Genomic DNA, 17,564 nt, shown 5'->3' with positions numbered 1-17,564 from the left:
CCGCCGCGTCGTCCCAGGAGCCCGCGATGAAGCCGTCCTCGTTCGACGCCGCCGCGCTGAAGGCGGAGCTGGTCGCGAAGCACGGCGAGGCGCAGCGCGCGCGCATCGACCGCGGCGTGGACCAGGTGCTGGCGCTGTGGAACGAAGGGGACGGGGACGCGGCGGCCTTCATCCGCGAGCAGTTCCTGTCCGACGCGAAGGCGCTGGATGCCACCTTCGCGCGGCTGGAGCGGCTGTTCGAGCAGCTCGACGGACACATGAACGAGCTGGGCCGTGAGCTGCAGTGGTACTCGGACCTGGATCTGGGGCCGCTGCTGCCGGTGGAGCCGCTGCTGGCTTCGTATGACCCGTCCGCCAACGTCACCTCGGACCTGTTCCGCGCGAAGGCGGGCTTCGTGGTGCTGCTCAACTTCCCGCTCACCACGCTGGCCGAGCGCGTGGAGCAGGGCCCGAAGTGGACGCGGCGGCAGTGGGCGGAGTCGAAGCTGACGTCGCGCTTCAACCGGCGGGTGCCGGCGGAGATTGAACAGGAGTCGTCGCGAGTCATCGCCGCGGCCGGCCTCTACATCGCCGAGTACAACGTCTGGATGCACCACCTGGTGGATGCACGGGGGAACCGGCCCTTCCCGAAGGGGCTGCGGCTCATCAGCCACTGGAACCTGCGCGACGAGCTCAAGGGCGACTACACGGACCCGAATGGGATGGCGAAGCAGCGGATGATCCTCCAGGTGATGGAGCGCATCGTCACGCAGACGATTCCCGCGGCCGTCATCGACAACCCGCGGTTGGACTGGGACCCGGTGACGAACGCGGTGACGGTGGCGCCGCCGGAGACGGTGGAGGAGGACGCGCCCGCGCGCGAGGCGAAGCCGAAGGGGGCTCCGGAGATGGCCCCGGAGCCGGACACGCGCTACGCGCACCTGCTGGCCGTCTTCCAGGCGGGGCGCAAGGCGGACCCGTACTCGCCGGTGGCACCCACGCGGATTGCGCGCAGCTTCGAGCTGATGCGCGAGATTCCGGAGGAGCGCGTGAAGGCGCTGCTCACGCAGGTGCTGGAGTCGCCAGTGGTGCCGCGCGTGGCGAAGGAAATCGAGGCGCGGCTGGGGCGGAAGCTGGGCCCGCAGGACCTGTGGTACCCGGGCTTCAAGCCGGGAGGGAAGCGGCCGGAGGCGGAGCTGGATGCGCTGACGCGCAAGCGCTACCCCACGGCAGCGGCCTTCGCGAAGGACATGCCGCGCATCCTCCAGGGGCTGGGCTTCACGCGGGAGAAGGCGAGCTGGCTGGCGGCGCGCATCCAGGTGGACGCGTCACGCGGGGCGGGCCATGCGCAGCAGGCGCTGCGGCGGGGCGACTTCCCGCACCTGCGCACGCGCGTGGAGAAGGGGGGCATGAACTACAAGGGCTACAACATCGCGGTGCACGAGTTCGGGCACAACGTGGAGCAGGTGTTCAGCCTCTACTCGGTGGACCACACGCTGCTCACGGGCGTGCCGAACAGCGCCTTCACGGAGGCACTGGCCTTCGTGTTCCAGGCGCGCGACTTGGAGCTGCTGGGCCTGGGGAAGCCGGACGCGGCGGCCGAGCGCGAGCGCGTGCTGAACGACTTCTGGCAGACGTGGGAGATTGCCGGCGTGGCGCTGGTGGACATGGCCGTGTGGCACTGGATGTACGAGCATCCGGACGCGAAGCCCGCGGAGCTGCGTGACGCGGTGGTGGCCATCTCCCGGGACGTGTGGAACCGCTACTACGCGCCGGTGCTGGGCTCGGAGGGCACGGCGCTGCTGGGCATCTACAGCCACATGATCAGCTACCCGCTCTACCTGCCGGACTATCCGCTGGGGCACCTCATCGCGTTCCAGATTGAAGAACACCTGAGGACGCACGGCCCGCTGGGCGCCGAGTTCGAGCGGATGGCCACCTACGGCGCGGTGACGCCGGACCAGTGGATGATTCACGCCACGGGCGCGCCGGTGAGCGCGGATGCGCTCCTGCACGCCACCGAGGCCGCGCTGAAGAAGTAGGAAGACGCCCGGGCTCCGGTATTGCGCCGGAGCCCGGAGCTTGGAGACGCTGCTACTGCTTCGAGGTGTCGCCGGGGATGTCCACCAGCTCCACGTCGAAGACGAGCACGGCGTTGGGCGGGATGCGCGAGCCCGGAGGCGGGCGCTCTCCGTAGGCCGTCTCTCCGGGGCAGGTGAGCTTCGCCTTGCCGCCCACCTTCATCTTCGCGACGCCCTGGGTCCAGCAGGGGATGACGCCGTTGAGGGGGAACTCCACGGGGATGCCGCGCTTGGCCGAGGTGTCGAAGATGGTGCCATCCAGCAGCCGGCCCTCGTAGTTGACCTTGACGGTGTCGGTGGCGCGCGGGCTGCGGCCGGTGCCGGCCTGCGTCTCGAGGTAGATGACGCCGGAGGGGAGCTTCACGGCACCGGGCTCCCTCGCGGCGCGCACCAGCATGGCCGCGCTGGCCTGCGCCTGCCGGGTCTTCGCGAGCGCTTGAATCTTCGACGCGTACTCCTTCGGGTCCACGGCGGCCGCGGTGCCGGAGATGCTGTCGGCGATGCCGCGCTGGAGGATCTGCACCTCCTCGGGCGTCAGCGCGAAGAAGGACAGGTCCTTCCCCACGGAGACACCGAGGGCATAGATGGTCTTCGCGTCCTCGGACTCGAGCGCAGGCGGTGCGCCCGGGGCCGGCGTCGCGGCCGGAGCCGGTGTGGCCGGGGGCATCTTCGCCGCGGGCTCGGGCTTCTTCGCGGGCTTGGAGGTCTGCGCGTAGGCCACGGGGGCGCCGAGCGCCAGCACCAGGGCCGCCATCCACATCGATCGCATGCTCTTACCTTTCATGGGAACCGGGGAACTATAGGGGCACACAATGCAACGCGAAGAATGCAGCGAGGAAGCACAGACGGCGCATGCTCCGCAGCCTGGTCCGCGGGGAGCCGGTCGTTTTCTTGCGAGTTCATCGCGCGCCTCTACTGTGAATCCAGGTTGCTTCACCCCCGAAGCGGCCTGTTGCACTACCGGAGGCGACGGAGCGATGAGCGACAAGCGGAAGGCCAGGCGGGCGCCCCTCGACATCTACCTCAACAAGTACATGGGCGGCGTTCCGTACATGTCGCGGGCCGCGGACATCAGCCAGGAGGGCGTGAGCCTCGCCCGGCTGCTCGAGCCGCAGCACGAGGCGAAGCGCGTCGGGCTCCAGTTCCAGCTCCCCGGCTCGGAGGAGATCATCTACGCCGAGGGCGAAGTGGTGCGCGAGTGGGTGGAGGCAGCGTCCGCGAAGCGCGAGCGCTCGGGCGTCCGCTTCACGCTCCTCACCGAGCGCCACCGGAAGATGATCGACGCCTACGTCGACCGACACGGCAACGAGAACTGACGCATCGCGGTGCGCCCGGAGGCGTGCCTTGACTTCGTTGGAAGCGGGCCCTTTCAATGGCGGATCATTCTGTCCTGTGTCTACCCGAGAAGTCGGGTGAGGACTGGAGGATTTCCCGTGAGGCGTTCGCTGTGGGGGATGTTGCTGGCCGTGCCGCTGACGGCACTGGGCCAGGGCAAGGAAGCGAAGGCCCCGTCACCGGCCGCCGCGGCTGAAGTCGCACGGCCCACGAGTCCCGGCGTCAACTGGGAGGGGCAGGTCCTGCGGGCCACCGGAGCCGGAGCACCGGACCTGAAGGCGGCCAACCCGGCGCAGGCGCGGCTGGGCGCGGAGCGGGCCGCGAAGATGGACGCGTTCCGCAACCTTCTCGAGCAGGCGCGTGGCATCCAGCTCAGCGCCGTCCGCACCGTCGGGGACGAGATGTCCCGCGAAGAGGTGCGAGGCCGCGTGGAGGGCGCCATCCGCGGCTACAAGGTCGTGGCCAAGCGGTACTTCTCGGACAGCGGCGTGGAAGTGGACGTGGAGGTGCCGCTCGCGGCCATCACCGCGTCGCTGATGACGGCCGCGCCGGACACGGCCATCGCGCTGAACGCCGAGGGTGCGAAGAAGTACACGGGGCTGGTGGTGGATGCGCGAGGCCTGGGCATGAAGCCCATGCTGGCGCCCCGGCTGCTGGATGGCTCCGGCAAGGCGCTCTACGGAGCGGCGGCGCTCTCCGACGAGAGCCGCGCCACCTCGGGCGTGGCGGCCTGGTTCGACAGCCTCGAGGCGGCGAAGAAGGCCACGCTCGTGGGCGAGAAGCCGCTGGTGGTGAAGGCCACGGGGCTGAAGGGCTCGGACCTGGTGCTCGCCTCGGACGACGCGAAGGCGCTGGCCGAGGTCAACACGCGCTTCCTGGCCGAGGGCCGGGTCGTCATCGTCACCCAGTAGCGCACCCACCCCCGAGAGGCCGGCCATGTCCCTGAAGCTGACCGCGCTGTCCCTGCTGCTGGCCTCGGTGGCGTTCGCCGCGGCGCCTTCGCCCGCCACCGTCACGAAGGAGGTGACGGGCGAGGCGGCCATCGTCGACGGCAACAAGGACAAGGCCTTCGCCGAGGCGAAGAGCGCCGCCCTGCGCGAGGCGGTGGAGCAGGTGGCCGGGGTGCTGGTGTCCTCGGACACGCTCACCGCCAACAGCCAGCTCGTGAGCGACCGCATCTTCACCCGGAGCGCCGGCTACGTGCGCACGCACGAGGTGCTGGAGCGCAAGGAGGAGGGTGGGGTGGCGAAGGTGAAGGTCCGCGCGGAGGTGGCGACGGCCCAGCTCGACAAGGATTTGCAGGCGGTGCAGGCGCTGATCCGCCGCATGGGCAACAGCCGGATGCTCATCGTCCTGCAGGAGCAGGCAGTCACCCCGGACAAGGTCATCACCAGCAGCGCGGTGCTGACGCAGGTGCTCACGGATTCGTTCAGCAAGGATGGCTGGCGGATGATCGACCCGTCCTTCGCGGCGGGGAAGCTGGAGCTGTCCTCGGGGGTGTCGCTCACCACGCCGGACAAGAAGGTCATCCAGGAGCTGAAGGTCGCCGACTACGTCATCACCGGCACCGTCACGTTCCGCCACGAGAAGTCGAGCGGGAATGCGGGCACGCTCCAGGGGCAGCTCAAGGACGTCTACCTGGTCTCCGGCGAGTGGGAGCTCTCGGTGTTCGCGACGGACTCCGGCACGCAGATCGCCCGGCTGGCCGACAAGTTCGACAGCGGCCCCGACAGCCTCGGCTCGGGGAGCCCGCTCATCTCGTATGAGCGCACGTCGTTCCAGATTGCCCAGCGCCGCGGGAAGACCATCGTCGCGGATGTCCGCAAGGCGGTGGTCGACTACCTCTCGCAGGCGGAGCAGAACGGCGCCACGGTGGTGATGAAGGTGCAGGGCCTGGCGGACTTCAAGGCGGTGAAGACCTTCAAGGACGTGCTGACCCGGACCGTCAATGGCATCAGCGACGTGAAGCAGGGCAACTTCGAGAAGGGGCAGATCCAATTCGACCTGCGCTATCTGGGCACCACGGAGGCGCTGGCCGACGCGCTCGGCGAGACGGCCTTCCAGCAGAAGCTCACGACGGCGCTTGGCGGCAAGCCCGCGACGAAGGCCAGCGTGACGGGTGTGACGAGCAACACCGTCGAGCTGACGCTGGCGCGTTGATGCGGGGTGCCTGGCTGGCAGCGGCGGTGGTGGCGTGCGGGTGTGCGGGGCCCAAGGAGCCGGAGTCCATGGCGAGGGCGCGCGAGCTGATGGCGCGCGCGGAGACGCCGAGCGGCAACCTGGCGCTGCGCTGCGAGCCGGTGGACGCGGAGGTGTACCTGGACGGCGTCCTCCAGGGAATGTGCAGCGACTTCACGGGGTCTCCGAGGTCGCTCCGGGTGGGCGCGGGGCTGCACCATATCGAGGTGAAGAAACAGGGCTTCTGGCCGTACACGACGTACTACGAGCCCAGCGGGGCCCGGGCGAGGCTGACCATCCAGCTCCGCACCGCGGTGGCCCCTGGCGGAGGTGCTCCGTGACGCGACGGGACAGGTGGTTTCCGAAGACGCTGGTGACGGCGGTGCTGATGCTCATGCCGGGGCTCGCCACGGCGGCAGTGGGCCGCGTGGTGACGGTGGAGGGCACGGCGTGGCGCACGCCGGAGGGTGCGGAGCGCAAGCCGCTCGAGACGGGTGCGGAAGTCGAGCAGAAGGACATGCTGGAGGTGGAGCCGAAGTCGGGCGTGAAGCTGGAGCTCAACGACGGCAGCGTGTTGATGCTGAGCGCCGGCAGCCAGCTGGTCATCACCGAGGCGGAGTTCTCCGGCCAGGAGCGCAAGAGCTTCTCGGGCTACCTCAAGCTGGGCAAGGTGTGGGCCGAGGTGAAGAAGGCGCTGTCCGGCTCGGAGGCGAAGTTCGAGGTGAAGACGGACCGGGCGGTGGCGGGCGTGCGCGGCACCGTGCTGCGCGTGGATGTGGCGTCGCCGGTCATCGTCGGCGCGCTGTCACCGAGCACGGTGGTGCAGGTGTACACGGGGCTGGTGCAGGTGGTGGCCCGCGTGCCGAAGCCGAAGGACTCCGCGGACGCGGGGACGAAGCCCGGCGAGCGCGTGGAGGTCCCCGGTCCCCAGGAAGTCACCCTGGAGGAGTGGGAAGAGGTCGTCCGCCAGCTGCAGAAGAACCGGCAGATTGAAGTGGGCGAGAAGGTGGGGCCCGTGACGAAATTCGACCCGAAGAAGGTCAATGATGCGTTCGCCACTTTCGTGAAGCGCAATCGCAGCTTGAAGAAGCCGTAGCCCGGACCAGAAGAGGAGCTCGCCATCGGACGCCGCAGGAAACCTGGTGCCCCCGCCGCCGTGAAACCTGTCGCCGGGCCCGCCGTTCCACCCGCTCCCGTGTTGCACGCGGTGACCGTCGCCTCGCGAGAGGCCGGGCAGCCGAGCGCTCCCCCGGCGGGAGGCGTCACGGCGCCCGTGCCCGAAGTGGGGCTCTCCGAGGTGGAGGCGCGGCGCATCGACCTGTGGTGGTCCGCGGTGATGGTGGGCTCCCTGGGGCTGGTGTTCGCGCTGCTCTCCGTGTTCGGCGGGGTGGCGGTGCCGGTGCTGCTGGCGCTGTCGGGGGCCTACATCTTCAACCCGATGGTGTCCCTCCTGGAGAAGCGGGGACTGGACCGGACGTGGGGGACGACGCTCGTCTTCGCGGGCGGCACGCTGCTGCTGGCGGGGGCAGTGCTGTACCTGGTGCCGGTGTTCAGCGACGAGGCGGCGAAGTTGCCGGACTTCTTCAGGAGGGGGAGCACACAGGTGGTGCCGCGCGTGGAGGCGCTGCTGGGCCGCTCGCTGCCGGACCTGGTGCGGCAGCGCACCGCGGAGCTGGGCGCGCAGGCGTCGGACCTGGCGCAGAGCGCGGGCCCCGTGGCGGCGCGAATCCTCGCGAGCTTCGCGGGCAACACGGCGCGCTTCGTGGCCACGTTGCTAGGCCTGTCGGTGGTACCGGTGCTGGCCTTCTTCTTCCTCCAGGACTACCCGCGGCTGATGGGGATGGTGAGGGATTTGCTGCCCCGGCGCACGGTGGCCCTGGTGGTCCGCCGGTTCGCGGAGGTGGACGAGGTGCTCTCTGCCTTCGTGCGCGGGCAGCTCACGGTGGGGGCGGTGCTGTCGGCCATCTACGCGGTGGGGCTGTCGCTGGCGGGCATCGACATGGCCATCGTCATCGGGGTGATTGCCGGGTTTGGCAACATGGTGCCGTACCTGGGCACGGGCGTGGGCATCCTGCTGTCGCTGGTGGGACTGGCCCTGTCGTGGCAGGGGCCGTGGCAGCTCGCGGCGGTGGCGGGTACCTTCGTCGTCGGGCAACTGCTGGAGGGCCTGGTCATCACCCCGCGCATCGTGGGGGAGAAGGTGGGCCTGGCGCCGGTGGCGGTCATCATCGCCATCCTCGCCTTCGGCGAGCTGTTCGGCTTCGTGGGCATCCTCCTGGCGGTGCCGGTGTCGGCCATCCTCAAGGTGGTGCTGCGCGTGGTGGTGCAGCGCTACCGGCGCACGTCGCTATATACGGGCGAGGCCTCCTCGCGGTGACAGGTGGGGGCAGCGGGAGTCCCGGGTGACGAAGCTCGAGAAGCTGCACAAGGAAATCGTCGCGTGCACGGCCTGCCCCCGGCTGGTGGAGTGGCGCGAGGAGGTGGCCCGGGTGAAGCGCCGGGCCTACCGTGACTGGAACTACTGGGGCCGGCCCGTGCCGGGCTTTGGAGACCCCGGGGCGCGGCTGGTCATCGTGGGTCTGGCGCCGGCGGCGCACGGGGCCAACCGGACGGGGAGGATGTTCACCGGAGACCGTTCGGGGGACTTCCTCTTCGCCGGCTTGCACCGCGCGGGCTTCGCCAACCAGCCCACGAGCGAGCACCGGGACGACGGGCTCGCGCTGAAGGACGCCTTCATCGTCGCGGCGGCCCGCTGTGCCCCGCCGGACAACAAGCCCCTGCCCGAGGAGCTGGCCCGGTGCGCCCCATTCCTGGACCGCGAGATGGCCCTGCTGCCCGCTCGGGTGCTGCTCGCGCTGGGGGCCATCGGGTGGAACGCCGCGCTCGCCTCGCTGGACCGCACCGGCGTCCCAGTGGGCTCGCCCCGGCCCGCCTTCGGCCATGGGGCGGAGGTGCTGCTGCCGGACGGGCGGACGCTCATGGGCTGCTACCACGTCAGCCAGCAGAACACCCAGACGGGGCGGCTGACGCCGGCCATGTTCGACGCGGTGATGAATCGCGTCCGGGTGCTGCTGGACGGGAAGAGGTGACATGCCCGCTGTGTTTCCTTGACAGCCGCGGGAGCCCGCTGCTATTCCCGCCCGCGCTTCAAAACGACGGGTCGTTAGCTCAGCGGTAGAGCACTACCTTGACACGGTAGGGGTCAGTGGTTCGATCCCACTACGACCCAACACAGTAGAGGTTTCATCCAGCGGGCGGCACGGCTTCTCAAGAGCCTGCCGCCCGCGGTTTTTCCTGAGGTCTGCATGTCCGAAATGATCACGGTGACGCTCCCCGACGGCAGCCAGAAGCAGACCGCCCGGGGTACCTCCATCGCGGACTTCGTGCGTGAGAGCATCGGGGCGGGCCTGGCGAAGGCCGCCCTGTTCGCCCGCGTCAACGGCCAGGACATGGACCTGGCCCGGAAGCTGGAAGAGGACGCGAAGCTCCAGATCTTCACGCCCAAGAGCCCCGAGTCCCTGGAGCTCATCCGCCACGACGCCGCCCACGTGGTGGCCAGCGCCGTGCAGCACCTCTTCCCCGGCACGCAGGTGACCATCGGTCCCGCGACGGAGGAGGGCTTCTACTACGACTTCTTCCGCGAGAAGCCCTTCACGCCGGAGGAGCTGGAGAAGATTGAAGCCGCGGCCAACGCCGAGCTCAAGCAGGACATGCCCTTCGTCCGCACCGAAATCTCCATGGACGAGGCGGTGCGCCTCTTCGAGGAGAAGGGCGAGAAGTTCAAGGTGGAGATCGTCAAGGACATCGCCGCCAAGGGCGCCAAGACGCTCACCCTCTACACGCATGGCGACTGGGTGGACTTCTGCCTGGGGCCCCACGCCCCGAGCACCGGGAAGATCGGCGTCATCAAGATCCTCTCGTCCAGCGGCGCCTACTGGCGCGGCGACCACCGCAACCCGATGCTCCAGCGCGTCTACGGCACGGCCTTCTTCGACAAGAAGGCGCTGACGGAGTACCTGACGCGCATCGAGGAGTCGAAGAAGCGCGACCACCGCAAGCTGGGCAAGGAGCTGGACCTCTTCCACTTCCACCCGTACGCGCCGGGCTCGGCCTTCTGGACGCCCAAGGGCACCGCGCTCTACCAGACGCTCTCCACCTGGATGCGCAACCTCACGGCCGAGGATGGCTACGTGGAGATCAAGACGCCCCTGATGTTCAACAAGGGGCTCTGGGAGACCAGCGGCCACTGGGGCAAGTACAAGGAGAACATGTTCCTGGTGCTCGACAGCGAGTCCGGCGAGCACGACTTCTCCCTCAAGCCGATGAACTGCCCGTCGCACCACCTGTTCTACGGCTTCAAGAAGCACAGCTACCGCGACCTGCCCCTGCGCTTCCATACGCAGGACGTGCTGCACCGCAACGAGGCGGCGGGCGCGCTCGGCGGCCTCACCCGCGTGCGCCAGTTCGCCCAGGACGACGCGCACATCTACTGCACGGAGAGCCAGATCACCGACGAGGTGCGGCGCTTCGTGAAGCTGTTGGACCGCGTCTACAAGGCGGTGGGTCTCACCTACGCGGTGAAGCTGTCCACGCGCCCCGAGCAGCGGCTGGGGGATGACTCCCTCTGGGACCGCGCCGAGGAGGGCCTCAAGGCGGCGCTGGTGTCGCTGGGCCTGGAGTACGAGCTGGCCCCGGGCGACGGCGCCTTTTATGGCCCGAAGATCGACTTCGCGGTGTCGGACAGCATCGGCCGCCGGTGGCAGCTGGGCACCATGCAGCTGGACTACCTGGCTCCGGAGCGCTTCGACCTGACGTACGTGGGCGAGGACAACGCGGCGCACCGCCCCGTGGTGCTCCACCGCGCCATCTTCGGCTCCTTCGAGCGCTTCACCGCCATCCTCATCGAGCACTACGCCGGCGCCTTCCCGGCGTGGCTGGCCCCGGTGCAGGCGATGCTCGTCACCGTGGCGGACCGGCAGAACGACTACGCCCGCAAGGTGCGCGACACCCTCCGGGCGAAGGGCTACCGGGTCGAGTTCGACGAGCGCGGCATGACGCTCAACGCGAAGATTCGCGAGGCGCAGCTCCAGAAGATTCCCTTCACCCTGGTGGTGGGCGACGCCGAGGTGGAGGCGGGAGGGGTGGCGCCGCGCCGGTACGGCGGCGAGGACCTCAAGTCCATGAAGTTGGAGGACTTCGAGGCCCTCCTGGCGAAGGAAGCGGCCCTTCCGTAAGCGGAAGGGCACGGCTGGCGGGCTGCTTGCTGACGGGCCTTGACTCCGGGTCGCACCCAAGTATCTTGGCGCACTTTCGAGGGGAGCAGGCTCAAGTTCCCCGTATTTCGAGCGTTTCCGCACCGAGCCGCGGAGTCGTCGGTGCTGTGCAAGGAAGGATCAGGACGATGCCGAAGTTGAAGACCCGCAGCAGCGCGAAGAAGCGCTTCCAGGTGAAGAAGAGCGGCAAGGTCAAGCATGGCAAGGCCTACGGCAAGCACCTCTTCACGCACGCCAAGACGCCGAAGCAGAAGCGCGGCAACCGTGGCACTGGCCATCTCCGCGACATGGACGCGAAGAAGGTCATCAAGGAGATGTTCCCCTACGGGGCCTGAGTGAGAGTGGCAGTTCGCGTGGCCTCGTCGGAGCGGCGGTACGCCTGAACCGGGGGGCTTCAAACTACGCAGTCGAGAGTGAGTGAATCATGCGCGTCAAAAAGGGTGTCAAGGCTCGTCGCCGTCGCAATAGGATTTTGAAGCTGGCCAAGGGTTTCCGCGGCCGTCGGAAGAACTGCTACAAGCGCGCCAACCAGGCGGTTGAGCGGGCGCTGGACTACGCCAGCCGCGACCGCATGCAGCGCAAGCGGGACTTCCGTCGCCTGTGGATCGTCCGCATCAACGCGGCGGCTCGCACGGTGGGCCTGTCCTACTCGAAGCTGATCGCCGGCCTGACGAAGGCGAACATCGGCCTCAACCGCAAGGTGCTGTCCGACATGGCCATCGCGGACCCCGCGGGCTTTGCGGCCGTCGCCAACAGCGCGAAGGCGGCCTGAGACACGCCAGGCCCGTGAGGGTCGGCAATAAAACGGATGGGGTGGCGGCTTGAAGCCAGGGCCGCCCCTTCCGGGTGAGTGAACGGGCTGCCTCTTCGGGGCGGCCCTTTTTTTTGCCTCGTGCGTGAGAGCGCACGGGGCGTGGAATGGAGGCGGAAGTCCATGCGGGATCGGTTGCTGGCGCTGGCGGAGTCCGCGCGGCGGGAAATCGGCGTCGCGTCCGAGAAGTCCGCGGTGGAGGCGCTTCGGGTCCGCTACCTGGGCAAGAAGGGCGAGCTGTCCGGAGTCCTGGGCGGCATGGGCAAGCTGCCCCCGGAGGAGCGGCGGGCGCTGGGCGAGGTGGCCAACACCGTCAAGGCGGAGCTGGAGACGCTGCTCGCAGAGGCCGTACAGCGGGTGGAAGAGGCGGAGCTGGCGTCGCAGCTCAAGGGCCCCGGGCTGGACGTGTCGCTGCCGGGGCGGACGGTGGCGCCGGGCAGCCGGCACCCGGTGTCCCGGACGATGGAGGAAATCGTCCGCACCTTCTCGCGGCTCGGCTTCGACGTGGCGAGCGGCCCGGAAATCGAGCTCGACTACTTCAACTTCGAGGCGCTGAACCTGCCGAAGGACCACCCCGCGCGGGACATGCAGGACACCTTCTACGTGGAGGAGTCCTCGCTGGGCCACGCGAAGAAGGCGGACAGCCCGGTGCTGCTGCGCACGCACACGTCGCCGGTGCAGGTGCGGTACATGCTCAACCGCAAGCCGCCCATCCGCGCGGTGATGCCGGGGCGGGTGTACCGCCGCGACTCGGACATCACCCACACGCCCATGTTCCACCAGGTGGAGGGCCTGCTGGTGGACAAGGACGTGACGTTCGCCGAGCTGAAGGGCTCGCTGGACGCGTTCGTGAAGGCGTTCTTCGGCTCGGACACGCGCACGCGCTTCCGCCCGTCCTTCTTCCCCTTCACCGAGCCGTCGGCGGAGGTGGACATCTCCTGCACCTCGTGCGGCGGCAAGGGGTGTCGGGTGTGCAAGCAGACGGGGTGGCTGGAGGTGCTGGGCAGCGGCATGGTGCACCCCAACGTCTTCACGTCGGCCGGGTATGACCCGGGCGAGGTGACGGGCTACGCGTTCGGCATGGGCGTGGAGCGCATCGCCATGCTGCGCTACCGCATCGACGACCTGCGGATGATGTTCGAGAACGACGCGCGCTTCCTCGAGCAGTTCTGAGTCCCGTGGGGGCGCAGGCGGTGCCGCGCGCCCCCGTGTTCCGGCCGTTGGGCAAGAGGGTGGACCTGTGAAGATTTCGGTGAAGTGGCTGGGCGATTACGTGGCGCTGCCGCCGTCGGTGGACGAGCTGGCGCGCAAGCTGACCGCCGCGGGCCTGGAGATTGAAGGGCTGGAGCGTCCGGGTGAGGGCCTGCGCGGCGTGGTGGTGGCGCAGATCAAGGAGTCCGTGCAGCACCCCAACGCGGACAAGCTGTCCGTCACGCAGGTGGACATCGGCGGGACGGCGCTCTTGCAGGTGGTGTGCGGCGCGAAGAACTACAAGGTCGGCGACAAGGTGCCGCTGGCCACGGTGGGCACGAAGCTGCCCAACGGCACGGACATCAAGCAGGCGGCGCTGCGCGGCGTGGACAGCTTCGGCATGCTCTGCTCCTCGAAGGAGCTGGGGCTGAGCGAGGAGTCCAGCGGGCTGCTCATCCTGTCGCCGGACGCGAAGCCCGGTGCCCCCATCGCCGAGGCGCTGGGGCTGGATGACGTGGTGCTGGAGGTCAACGTCACGCCGAACCGGCCGGACGCGCTCAGCCACCTGGGCGTGGCGCGCGAGGTGGGCGTGGTGACGGGCGCCGCGATGAAGGCGCCCCAGCCGAAGCCGGCGGAGTCAGGGACGCCTGCGTCCGAGCGGGTGAAGGTGCGCGTGGACGCGCCGGAGCGCTGCCCGCGGTACGTGGCGCGCGTGGTGGACAACGTCACCATCAAGCCGTCGCCGCAGTGGATGCAGGACCGGCTGAAGGCGTGCGGCGTGCGCGCCATCAACAACGTGGTGGACGTCACCAACTACGTGAACCTGGAGTACGGGCAGCCGCTGCACGCGTTCGACCTGGACAAGCTCGGTGGGCAGGAAATCGTCGTCCGCACGGCGGCGAAGGGCGAGAAGCTCACCACGCTGGACGGCAAGGAGCGCACGCTGGACGTGGATGACCTGGTCATCGCGGACGGGAAGCAGGCGCAGGCGCTCGCGGGCGTCATGGGCGGCGGGGACAGCGAGGTGACGCCGGGGACGAAGCGCCTGGTGCTGGAGTCGGCGAACTTCCAGGGCTCGGGCGTGCGGCGGACGGCGAAGCGGCACGTGCTGCACACGGAAGCGTCGCACCGCTTCGAGCGCGGCGCGGACCTGGACGCGGTGGTGCCGGCGATTGACCGCGCGGCGCAGCTGATTGCCGAGCTGTCCGGCGGCACGGTGGCCCCGGGGCGCGTGGACGTGTACCCGGCGCCGAAGCCGCCGCGGCGGGTGACGCTGCGCTTCGCGCGAGTGGAGAAGGTGCTGGGCGTGGCGGTGGCGGAGCCGGAGGTGCGGCGCATCCTCGCGGCGCTGGGCTTCAAGGCGGTGGAAGAGGGGACGGGGCAGGTGACGTACGAGGTGCCCCGGGCGCGCGTGGACGTGGAGCGTGAGGAGGACCTGCTGGAGGAGGTCGCCCGCGTCTTCGGCTACGACAACATCCCGGCGAAGCTGCCGCGCGGCCTGGCGGAGCTGGCGCCGGAGCCCGCGCACGCGGAAGCCGAGCGGCGCATGCGCCACGCGCTGGCGGGGGCGGGGCTGGACGAGGTGGTGAACTACTCGTTCGTCGCGCCGAAGAGCCTGGAGGTGCTGGGCGTGAAGGAGCAGCCGGTGGCGCTGCTCAACCCGCTGAGCGCGGAGCAGTCGGTGATGCGCACCAGCCTGTTGCCGGGCCTGCTGGAGAACCTGTCGCGCAGCGTGCGGCACCAGGTGGAGTCGGTGACCATCTACGAGACGGGCCGGGCGTACTTCCGGGACCCGCAGGGTGGACAGGGCCAGCGTCCGGCGACGCGCGAGGTGCACCGCGTGGGCGGCCTCGTGTGGGGCCTACGGGGCGGAGGCCGGAGCTGGACGCAGAAGGACGCGCGGGCGGACTTCTACGACGCGAAGGGCGCCGTGGAGGGAGTGCTGGGAGCGCTGCGAGTGGAGGGCGTCACCTTCTCGCCCGCCGAGCACCCGGCGTACCACCCGCGTGCCAGCGCGCAGGTGAAGACGGCGGACGGCACGGTGCTGGGCCACATTGGTGAGCTACACCCGCGCGTGGTGAAGGCGCTGGGACTGCCGGAGGGCGTGTTCGCCTTCGAACTGGACACGGAGCCGCTGTACGCGGCCGCGAAGCTGGTGCCGGCGTACCAGCCGCTGCCGCGCTTCCCGGCGGTGCTGCGCGATTTGGCGGTGGTGGTGCCGGTGGAGCTGGCGAACGACGAGGTGCGCCGGGTCATCCTGGATGTGGGCAGGCCGCTCGTCGAGGAGGCGCAGGTGTTCGACGTGTACACGGGCAAGCCCATCCCCGAGGGGCAGAAGAACCTGGCGTACGCGCTGCGCTACCGCTCGGCCGAGAGGACGCTGACCGACGTGGAGGTCAGCGAGGCGCACCAGCGCATCGTCGAGCAGGTGAAGCAGCGGCTGGGTGCCGCGCTGCGAGCCTGAATTCCTGAGTGAAGTCAGAGGGTTGACACGTCTCCGGCAAGGCTGCAACAGTGCCTGCGCGTTCATCGCACCGAGGGCATCCCGAGGAATCGCATGACGAAGGCGGACATCATCGAGGGCGTCTACGAGAAGGTCGGCTTCTCGAAGAAGGAGTCGGCCGAGATCGTGGAGCTCGTGTTCGACACCCTGAAGGAGACGCTGGAGCGCGGGGACAAGATCAAGATCTCCGGGTTCGGCAACTTCCAGGTGCGTCAGAAGAAGGCGCGCGTGGGGCGGAACCCGCAGACCGGCAAGGAGATCGAGATCTCGGCGCGCCGGGTGCTGACCTTCCGACCGAGCCAGGTGCTGAAGAGCGCCCTCAACGGCGAGGCGGTGCCGGAGAACCACGCCGAAATCGACGCGCGCGAAGAGGCGGCGGCGGACGCGGCGGAGGCCCGGGGCGAGGACTTCGACGAGGAGGGAATGGAGGACGCGGAAGGGTGAGTTTTCCCACGGTGGCCTGCTGCTCTTGCTTGACCTGAGCGTCGAGCGGGGGCATAAGGGCGCACCGTTTCACGGCGGTAGCAGCAGCAGTGCCGGGGCGTAGCGCAGCCTGGTAGCGCACTTGCTTGGGGTGCAAGTGGTCGCAGGTTCAAATCCTGTCGCCCCGACCATCGAAGGCCCTGGAGATTCGCGGGTTTCCCGTGAGCCTCCAGGGCCTTCACCTTTTGGGCTCCCGGACTCCAGCAGCAAACTAGCAGCAATCGGAGTGGGCTCGGCGCCAGCAGCAAGCAGGGCCTCCGTGGGGCCCGGAACCGCGAGCCCGAATGCGAGCAGGTTGAGCCCCTTGCGCATGTCCTCCACGTCGAGGTGGCCGTAGATCTCCGAGGTGATGGCCGGGTCCGAGTGGCGCAGGATGCGCTGCACGGTGGCCAGCGGGACGCCCGCCTTGAGCAGCAGGGTGGCGGTCGTGTGCCGCAGGTCGTGGAAGCGCAGCGGGCGAGGGAGCGCCCGGGGCCAGAGCTTCATGCCGCAACGAGGGCAGGGCTCAGGCACGGCGTGACTCTTCTTCACCGCGTAGCCGCAGCCCTTGCGCCGGCAGACGTGGTTGTAGCCCTCCACCAGCCCTGCGCGCCCCAGGGCCCGGCGCAGCACCTTGTGTAGCGCGGTGTCCGCGGGACGCTGTGAGCCGTCCTCGGCGGGGAACAGCAACTCCGAGGGGGAGGTGGCCAGGGCCTCGCGCAGGAAGGGCACCAGTCCCTCGGCGACGGGAAGCAGGTCCGCGTGGCCGCCCTTCGTCGTGTCGCTCGCGTGCGACCGGGCCACCACGACGGTGCCCGCCATGAGGTCCACGTCCGACTTGCGGAGCGCGAGTAGCTCGCCCTTGCGCATCCCGGTATAGACCGCCGTGGCGAACAGCGGGCGCCAGCGCCGCTCCAGGGCCGCGAGCATCAGCGGGACCTCCTCGGCCTTGAGGTACCGCGGCAGCTTCTTCGGCTTCTTGAAGCGCGGGACGGCCTTGGCGGGATTGAGGCCGGTGAAGAGGCCGCGCCGGAGCGCCAGCTCGAAGATGCGGTGGAGGAGGGCGCGCAGGTGGTTGAGGGACTCGGGAGACAGCTCCCCAGTCTTCGCGTTGAGCAGCACCTCCAGACGCGAAGGCGTGACGTCCTTGAGAGGCAGCGGCCCCAGCTCATCGCGCAGGTGCTTCTCGCCGAAGCCGATGATGGTGGTGGAGCGGAGCCGACTGCCCACCTCGGTCTTCCACGCGTCCAGGGCCTCCCCAAAGGTGGCGTGCTTCCGGTGCTCGGGCAGGGGCTCCAGGCCGCGCCGCTGACGGTCGGCCTGAACCTCCAGGTCGTGCAGAAGGGACCTCGCCTCGGTCTTCGTGGTGGCCTGGGTGGCGGTGTCTCGCCACCGGCCGTGGCCGTCCTTGAAGCGGACGTACCACTTGTCATTCTTCTTGTAGATGGAGCCCATTGGGTAGTTTCTCTTACGTACAACCTGTAAGGTCCAGCTACTTATTGCTGGAGGAGAAGGGCACCACCTTCCGGTTGCTGGCGCCCTCGCCCTTGATGAACGCCCGGATGGCTGCTGGCTCGAAGCGCAGCAGTCCGCCGATCTTCACGCACGGGAGACGGCCTGTCTGCGCCTGCAAGTACACCCAAGAGCGAGAGGCCTTGAAGAAGCGCTTCACGTCGTCGACGTCCCACATCCCTTCATCGGTCACGGGTTCCTCTTCTTTCCCTTGCTCGGAAATCTTCATGGAATCCTCC

The 17,564-nt window shown here is 69.1% G+C and carries 16 protein-coding genes, 2 tRNA genes and 1 pseudogene; 16 read left to right on the top strand and 3 right to left on the bottom strand.

The window, feature by feature from the left end:
• Positions 1-26: 26 nt before the first annotated feature.
• Positions 27-2,021, top strand: coding sequence for a hypothetical protein (locus tag G4D86_RS48325; protein WP_164002374.1), 1,995 nt, complete (start codon positions 27-29; stop codon positions 2,019-2,021).
• Between the two features lie 52 nt (positions 2,022-2,073).
• Here G4D86_RS48325 and G4D86_RS48320 read toward each other — a convergent pair whose 3' ends face one another.
• Positions 2,074-2,829 (bottom strand): FKBP-type peptidyl-prolyl cis-trans isomerase, encoded by a 756-nt coding sequence (locus tag G4D86_RS48320; RefSeq protein WP_240360904.1) that lies wholly within the window; start codon positions 2,827-2,829, stop codon positions 2,074-2,076.
• 208 nt (positions 2,830-3,037) lie between these two features.
• On the opposite strand from G4D86_RS48320, the gene G4D86_RS48315 reads away from it, so the two are divergent.
• The 15 genes from G4D86_RS48315 to G4D86_RS48245 all read left to right on the top strand — a co-directional run bounded on the left by G4D86_RS48315 (position 3,038) and on the right by G4D86_RS48245 (position 15,965).
• Positions 3,038-3,376, top strand: a complete 339-nt coding sequence (locus G4D86_RS48315) for a PilZ domain-containing protein (RefSeq protein WP_164002325.1) — start codon at positions 3,038-3,040, stop codon at positions 3,374-3,376.
• Positions 3,377-3,493: 117 nt separating this feature from the next.
• Positions 3,494-4,306, top strand: a complete 813-nt coding sequence (locus G4D86_RS48310; protein ID WP_205520390.1) for an LPP20 family lipoprotein — start codon at positions 3,494-3,496, stop codon at positions 4,304-4,306.
• 25 nt (positions 4,307-4,331) lie between these two features.
• Positions 4,332-5,555, top strand: coding sequence for a flagellar assembly protein T N-terminal domain-containing protein (locus G4D86_RS48305; protein WP_164002324.1), 1,224 nt, complete (start codon positions 4,332-4,334; stop codon positions 5,553-5,555).
• Positions 5,556-5,623: 68 nt separating this feature from the next.
• Positions 5,624-5,914 (top strand): PEGA domain-containing protein, encoded by a 291-nt coding sequence (locus tag G4D86_RS48300; protein ID WP_338050654.1) that lies wholly within the window; start codon positions 5,624-5,626, stop codon positions 5,912-5,914.
• A complete protein-coding gene (locus G4D86_RS48295; RefSeq protein ID WP_164002322.1) occupies positions 5,911-6,669 on the top strand; it encodes a FecR family protein in 759 nt (252 codons plus the stop codon). Before G4D86_RS48300 ends, G4D86_RS48295 begins: the two co-directional genes overlap by 4 nt.
• 177 nt (positions 6,670-6,846) lie before the next feature.
• A complete protein-coding gene (locus tag G4D86_RS48290; protein ID WP_240360911.1) occupies positions 6,847-7,950 on the top strand; it encodes an AI-2E family transporter in 1,104 nt (367 codons plus the stop codon).
• 25 nt (positions 7,951-7,975) lie between these two features.
• Positions 7,976-8,662: a uracil-DNA glycosylase gene (locus G4D86_RS48285; protein WP_164002321.1), complete on the top strand. Its 687-nt coding sequence runs from the start codon at positions 7,976-7,978 to the stop codon at positions 8,660-8,662.
• Between the two features lie 68 nt (positions 8,663-8,730).
• Positions 8,731-8,802, top strand: a tRNA-Val gene (locus tag G4D86_RS48280).
• Between the two features lie 76 nt (positions 8,803-8,878).
• Positions 8,879-10,807, top strand: a complete 1,929-nt coding sequence (gene thrS / locus G4D86_RS48275; RefSeq protein WP_164002320.1) for a threonine--tRNA ligase — start codon at positions 8,879-8,881, stop codon at positions 10,805-10,807.
• Positions 10,808-10,974: 167 nt separating this feature from the next.
• Positions 10,975-11,181, top strand: a complete 207-nt coding sequence (rpmI, locus tag G4D86_RS48270) for a 50S ribosomal protein L35 (RefSeq protein WP_164002319.1) — start codon at positions 10,975-10,977, stop codon at positions 11,179-11,181.
• Between the two features lie 89 nt (positions 11,182-11,270).
• Positions 11,271-11,618 (top strand): 50S ribosomal protein L20, encoded by a 348-nt coding sequence (gene rplT / locus G4D86_RS48265; RefSeq protein WP_164002318.1) that lies wholly within the window; start codon positions 11,271-11,273, stop codon positions 11,616-11,618.
• 162 nt (positions 11,619-11,780) lie between these two features.
• Positions 11,781-12,830 carry a phenylalanine--tRNA ligase subunit alpha gene (gene pheS, locus G4D86_RS48260; RefSeq protein WP_164002317.1) on the top strand — a complete coding sequence of 350 codons (1,050 nt, stop codon included), beginning with the start codon at positions 11,781-11,783 and terminating at the stop codon, positions 12,828-12,830.
• Between the two features lie 67 nt (positions 12,831-12,897).
• Positions 12,898-15,312: a phenylalanine--tRNA ligase subunit beta gene (gene pheT, locus G4D86_RS48255; protein ID WP_164002316.1), complete on the top strand. Its 2,415-nt coding sequence runs from the start codon at positions 12,898-12,900 to the stop codon at positions 15,310-15,312.
• A 93-nt stretch (positions 15,313-15,405) separates the two neighbouring features.
• Positions 15,406-15,795 (top strand): integration host factor subunit alpha, encoded by a 390-nt coding sequence (locus tag G4D86_RS48250; protein ID WP_164002315.1) that lies wholly within the window; start codon positions 15,406-15,408, stop codon positions 15,793-15,795.
• Positions 15,796-15,888: 93 nt separating this feature from the next.
• Positions 15,889-15,965, top strand: a tRNA-Pro gene (locus G4D86_RS48245).
• Between the two features lie 199 nt (positions 15,966-16,164).
• Here G4D86_RS48245 and G4D86_RS54445 read toward each other — a convergent pair.
• Both G4D86_RS54445 and G4D86_RS48230 read right to left on the bottom strand, forming a co-directional pair.
• A pseudogene (locus G4D86_RS54445) lies at positions 16,165-17,268 on the bottom strand (tyrosine-type recombinase/integrase); the annotation flags it as partial.
• A 37-nt stretch (positions 17,269-17,305) separates the two neighbouring features.
• Positions 17,306-17,554, bottom strand: coding sequence for a helix-turn-helix domain-containing protein (locus tag G4D86_RS48230; RefSeq protein WP_164002314.1), 249 nt, complete (start codon positions 17,552-17,554; stop codon positions 17,306-17,308).
• Positions 17,555-17,564 lie beyond the last annotated feature (10 nt).

Source organism: Pyxidicoccus caerfyrddinensis (genome assembly GCF_010894405.1).
Classification (GTDB): Bacteria; Myxococcota; Myxococcia; order Myxococcales; family Myxococcaceae; genus Myxococcus; species Myxococcus caerfyrddinensis.
Note: the sequence above shows the minus strand (reverse complement) of the source record. Positions and strands in the feature narration are given on the sequence as shown.

Bases quoted from the DNA above. Each gene is read 5' to 3' on its own strand.
- G4D86_RS48325 (WP_164002374.1), top strand. From the start codon at position 27: ATGAAGCCGTCCTCGTTCGACGCCGCCGCGCTGAAGGCGGAGCTGGTC.
- G4D86_RS48320 (WP_240360904.1), bottom strand. From the start codon at position 2,829: ATGCGATCGATGTGGATGGCGGCCCTGGTGCTGGCGCTCGGCGCCCCC.
- G4D86_RS48315 (WP_164002325.1), top strand. From the start codon at position 3,038: ATGAGCGACAAGCGGAAGGCCAGGCGGGCGCCCCTCGACATCTACCTC.
- G4D86_RS48305 (WP_164002324.1), top strand. From the start codon at position 4,332: ATGTCCCTGAAGCTGACCGCGCTGTCCCTGCTGCTGGCCTCGGTGGCG.
- G4D86_RS48300 (WP_338050654.1), top strand. From the start codon at position 5,624: ATGGCGAGGGCGCGCGAGCTGATGGCGCGCGCGGAGACGCCGAGCGGC.
- thrS (WP_164002320.1), top strand. From the start codon at position 8,879: ATGTCCGAAATGATCACGGTGACGCTCCCCGACGGCAGCCAGAAGCAG.
- rpmI (WP_164002319.1), top strand. From the start codon at position 10,975: ATGCCGAAGTTGAAGACCCGCAGCAGCGCGAAGAAGCGCTTCCAGGTG.
- rplT (WP_164002318.1), top strand. From the start codon at position 11,271: ATGCGCGTCAAAAAGGGTGTCAAGGCTCGTCGCCGTCGCAATAGGATT.
- pheS (WP_164002317.1), top strand. From the start codon at position 11,781: ATGCGGGATCGGTTGCTGGCGCTGGCGGAGTCCGCGCGGCGGGAAATC.
- G4D86_RS48250 (WP_164002315.1), top strand. From the start codon at position 15,406: ATGACGAAGGCGGACATCATCGAGGGCGTCTACGAGAAGGTCGGCTTC.
- G4D86_RS48230 (WP_164002314.1), bottom strand. From the start codon at position 17,554: ATGAAGATTTCCGAGCAAGGGAAAGAAGAGGAACCCGTGACCGATGAA.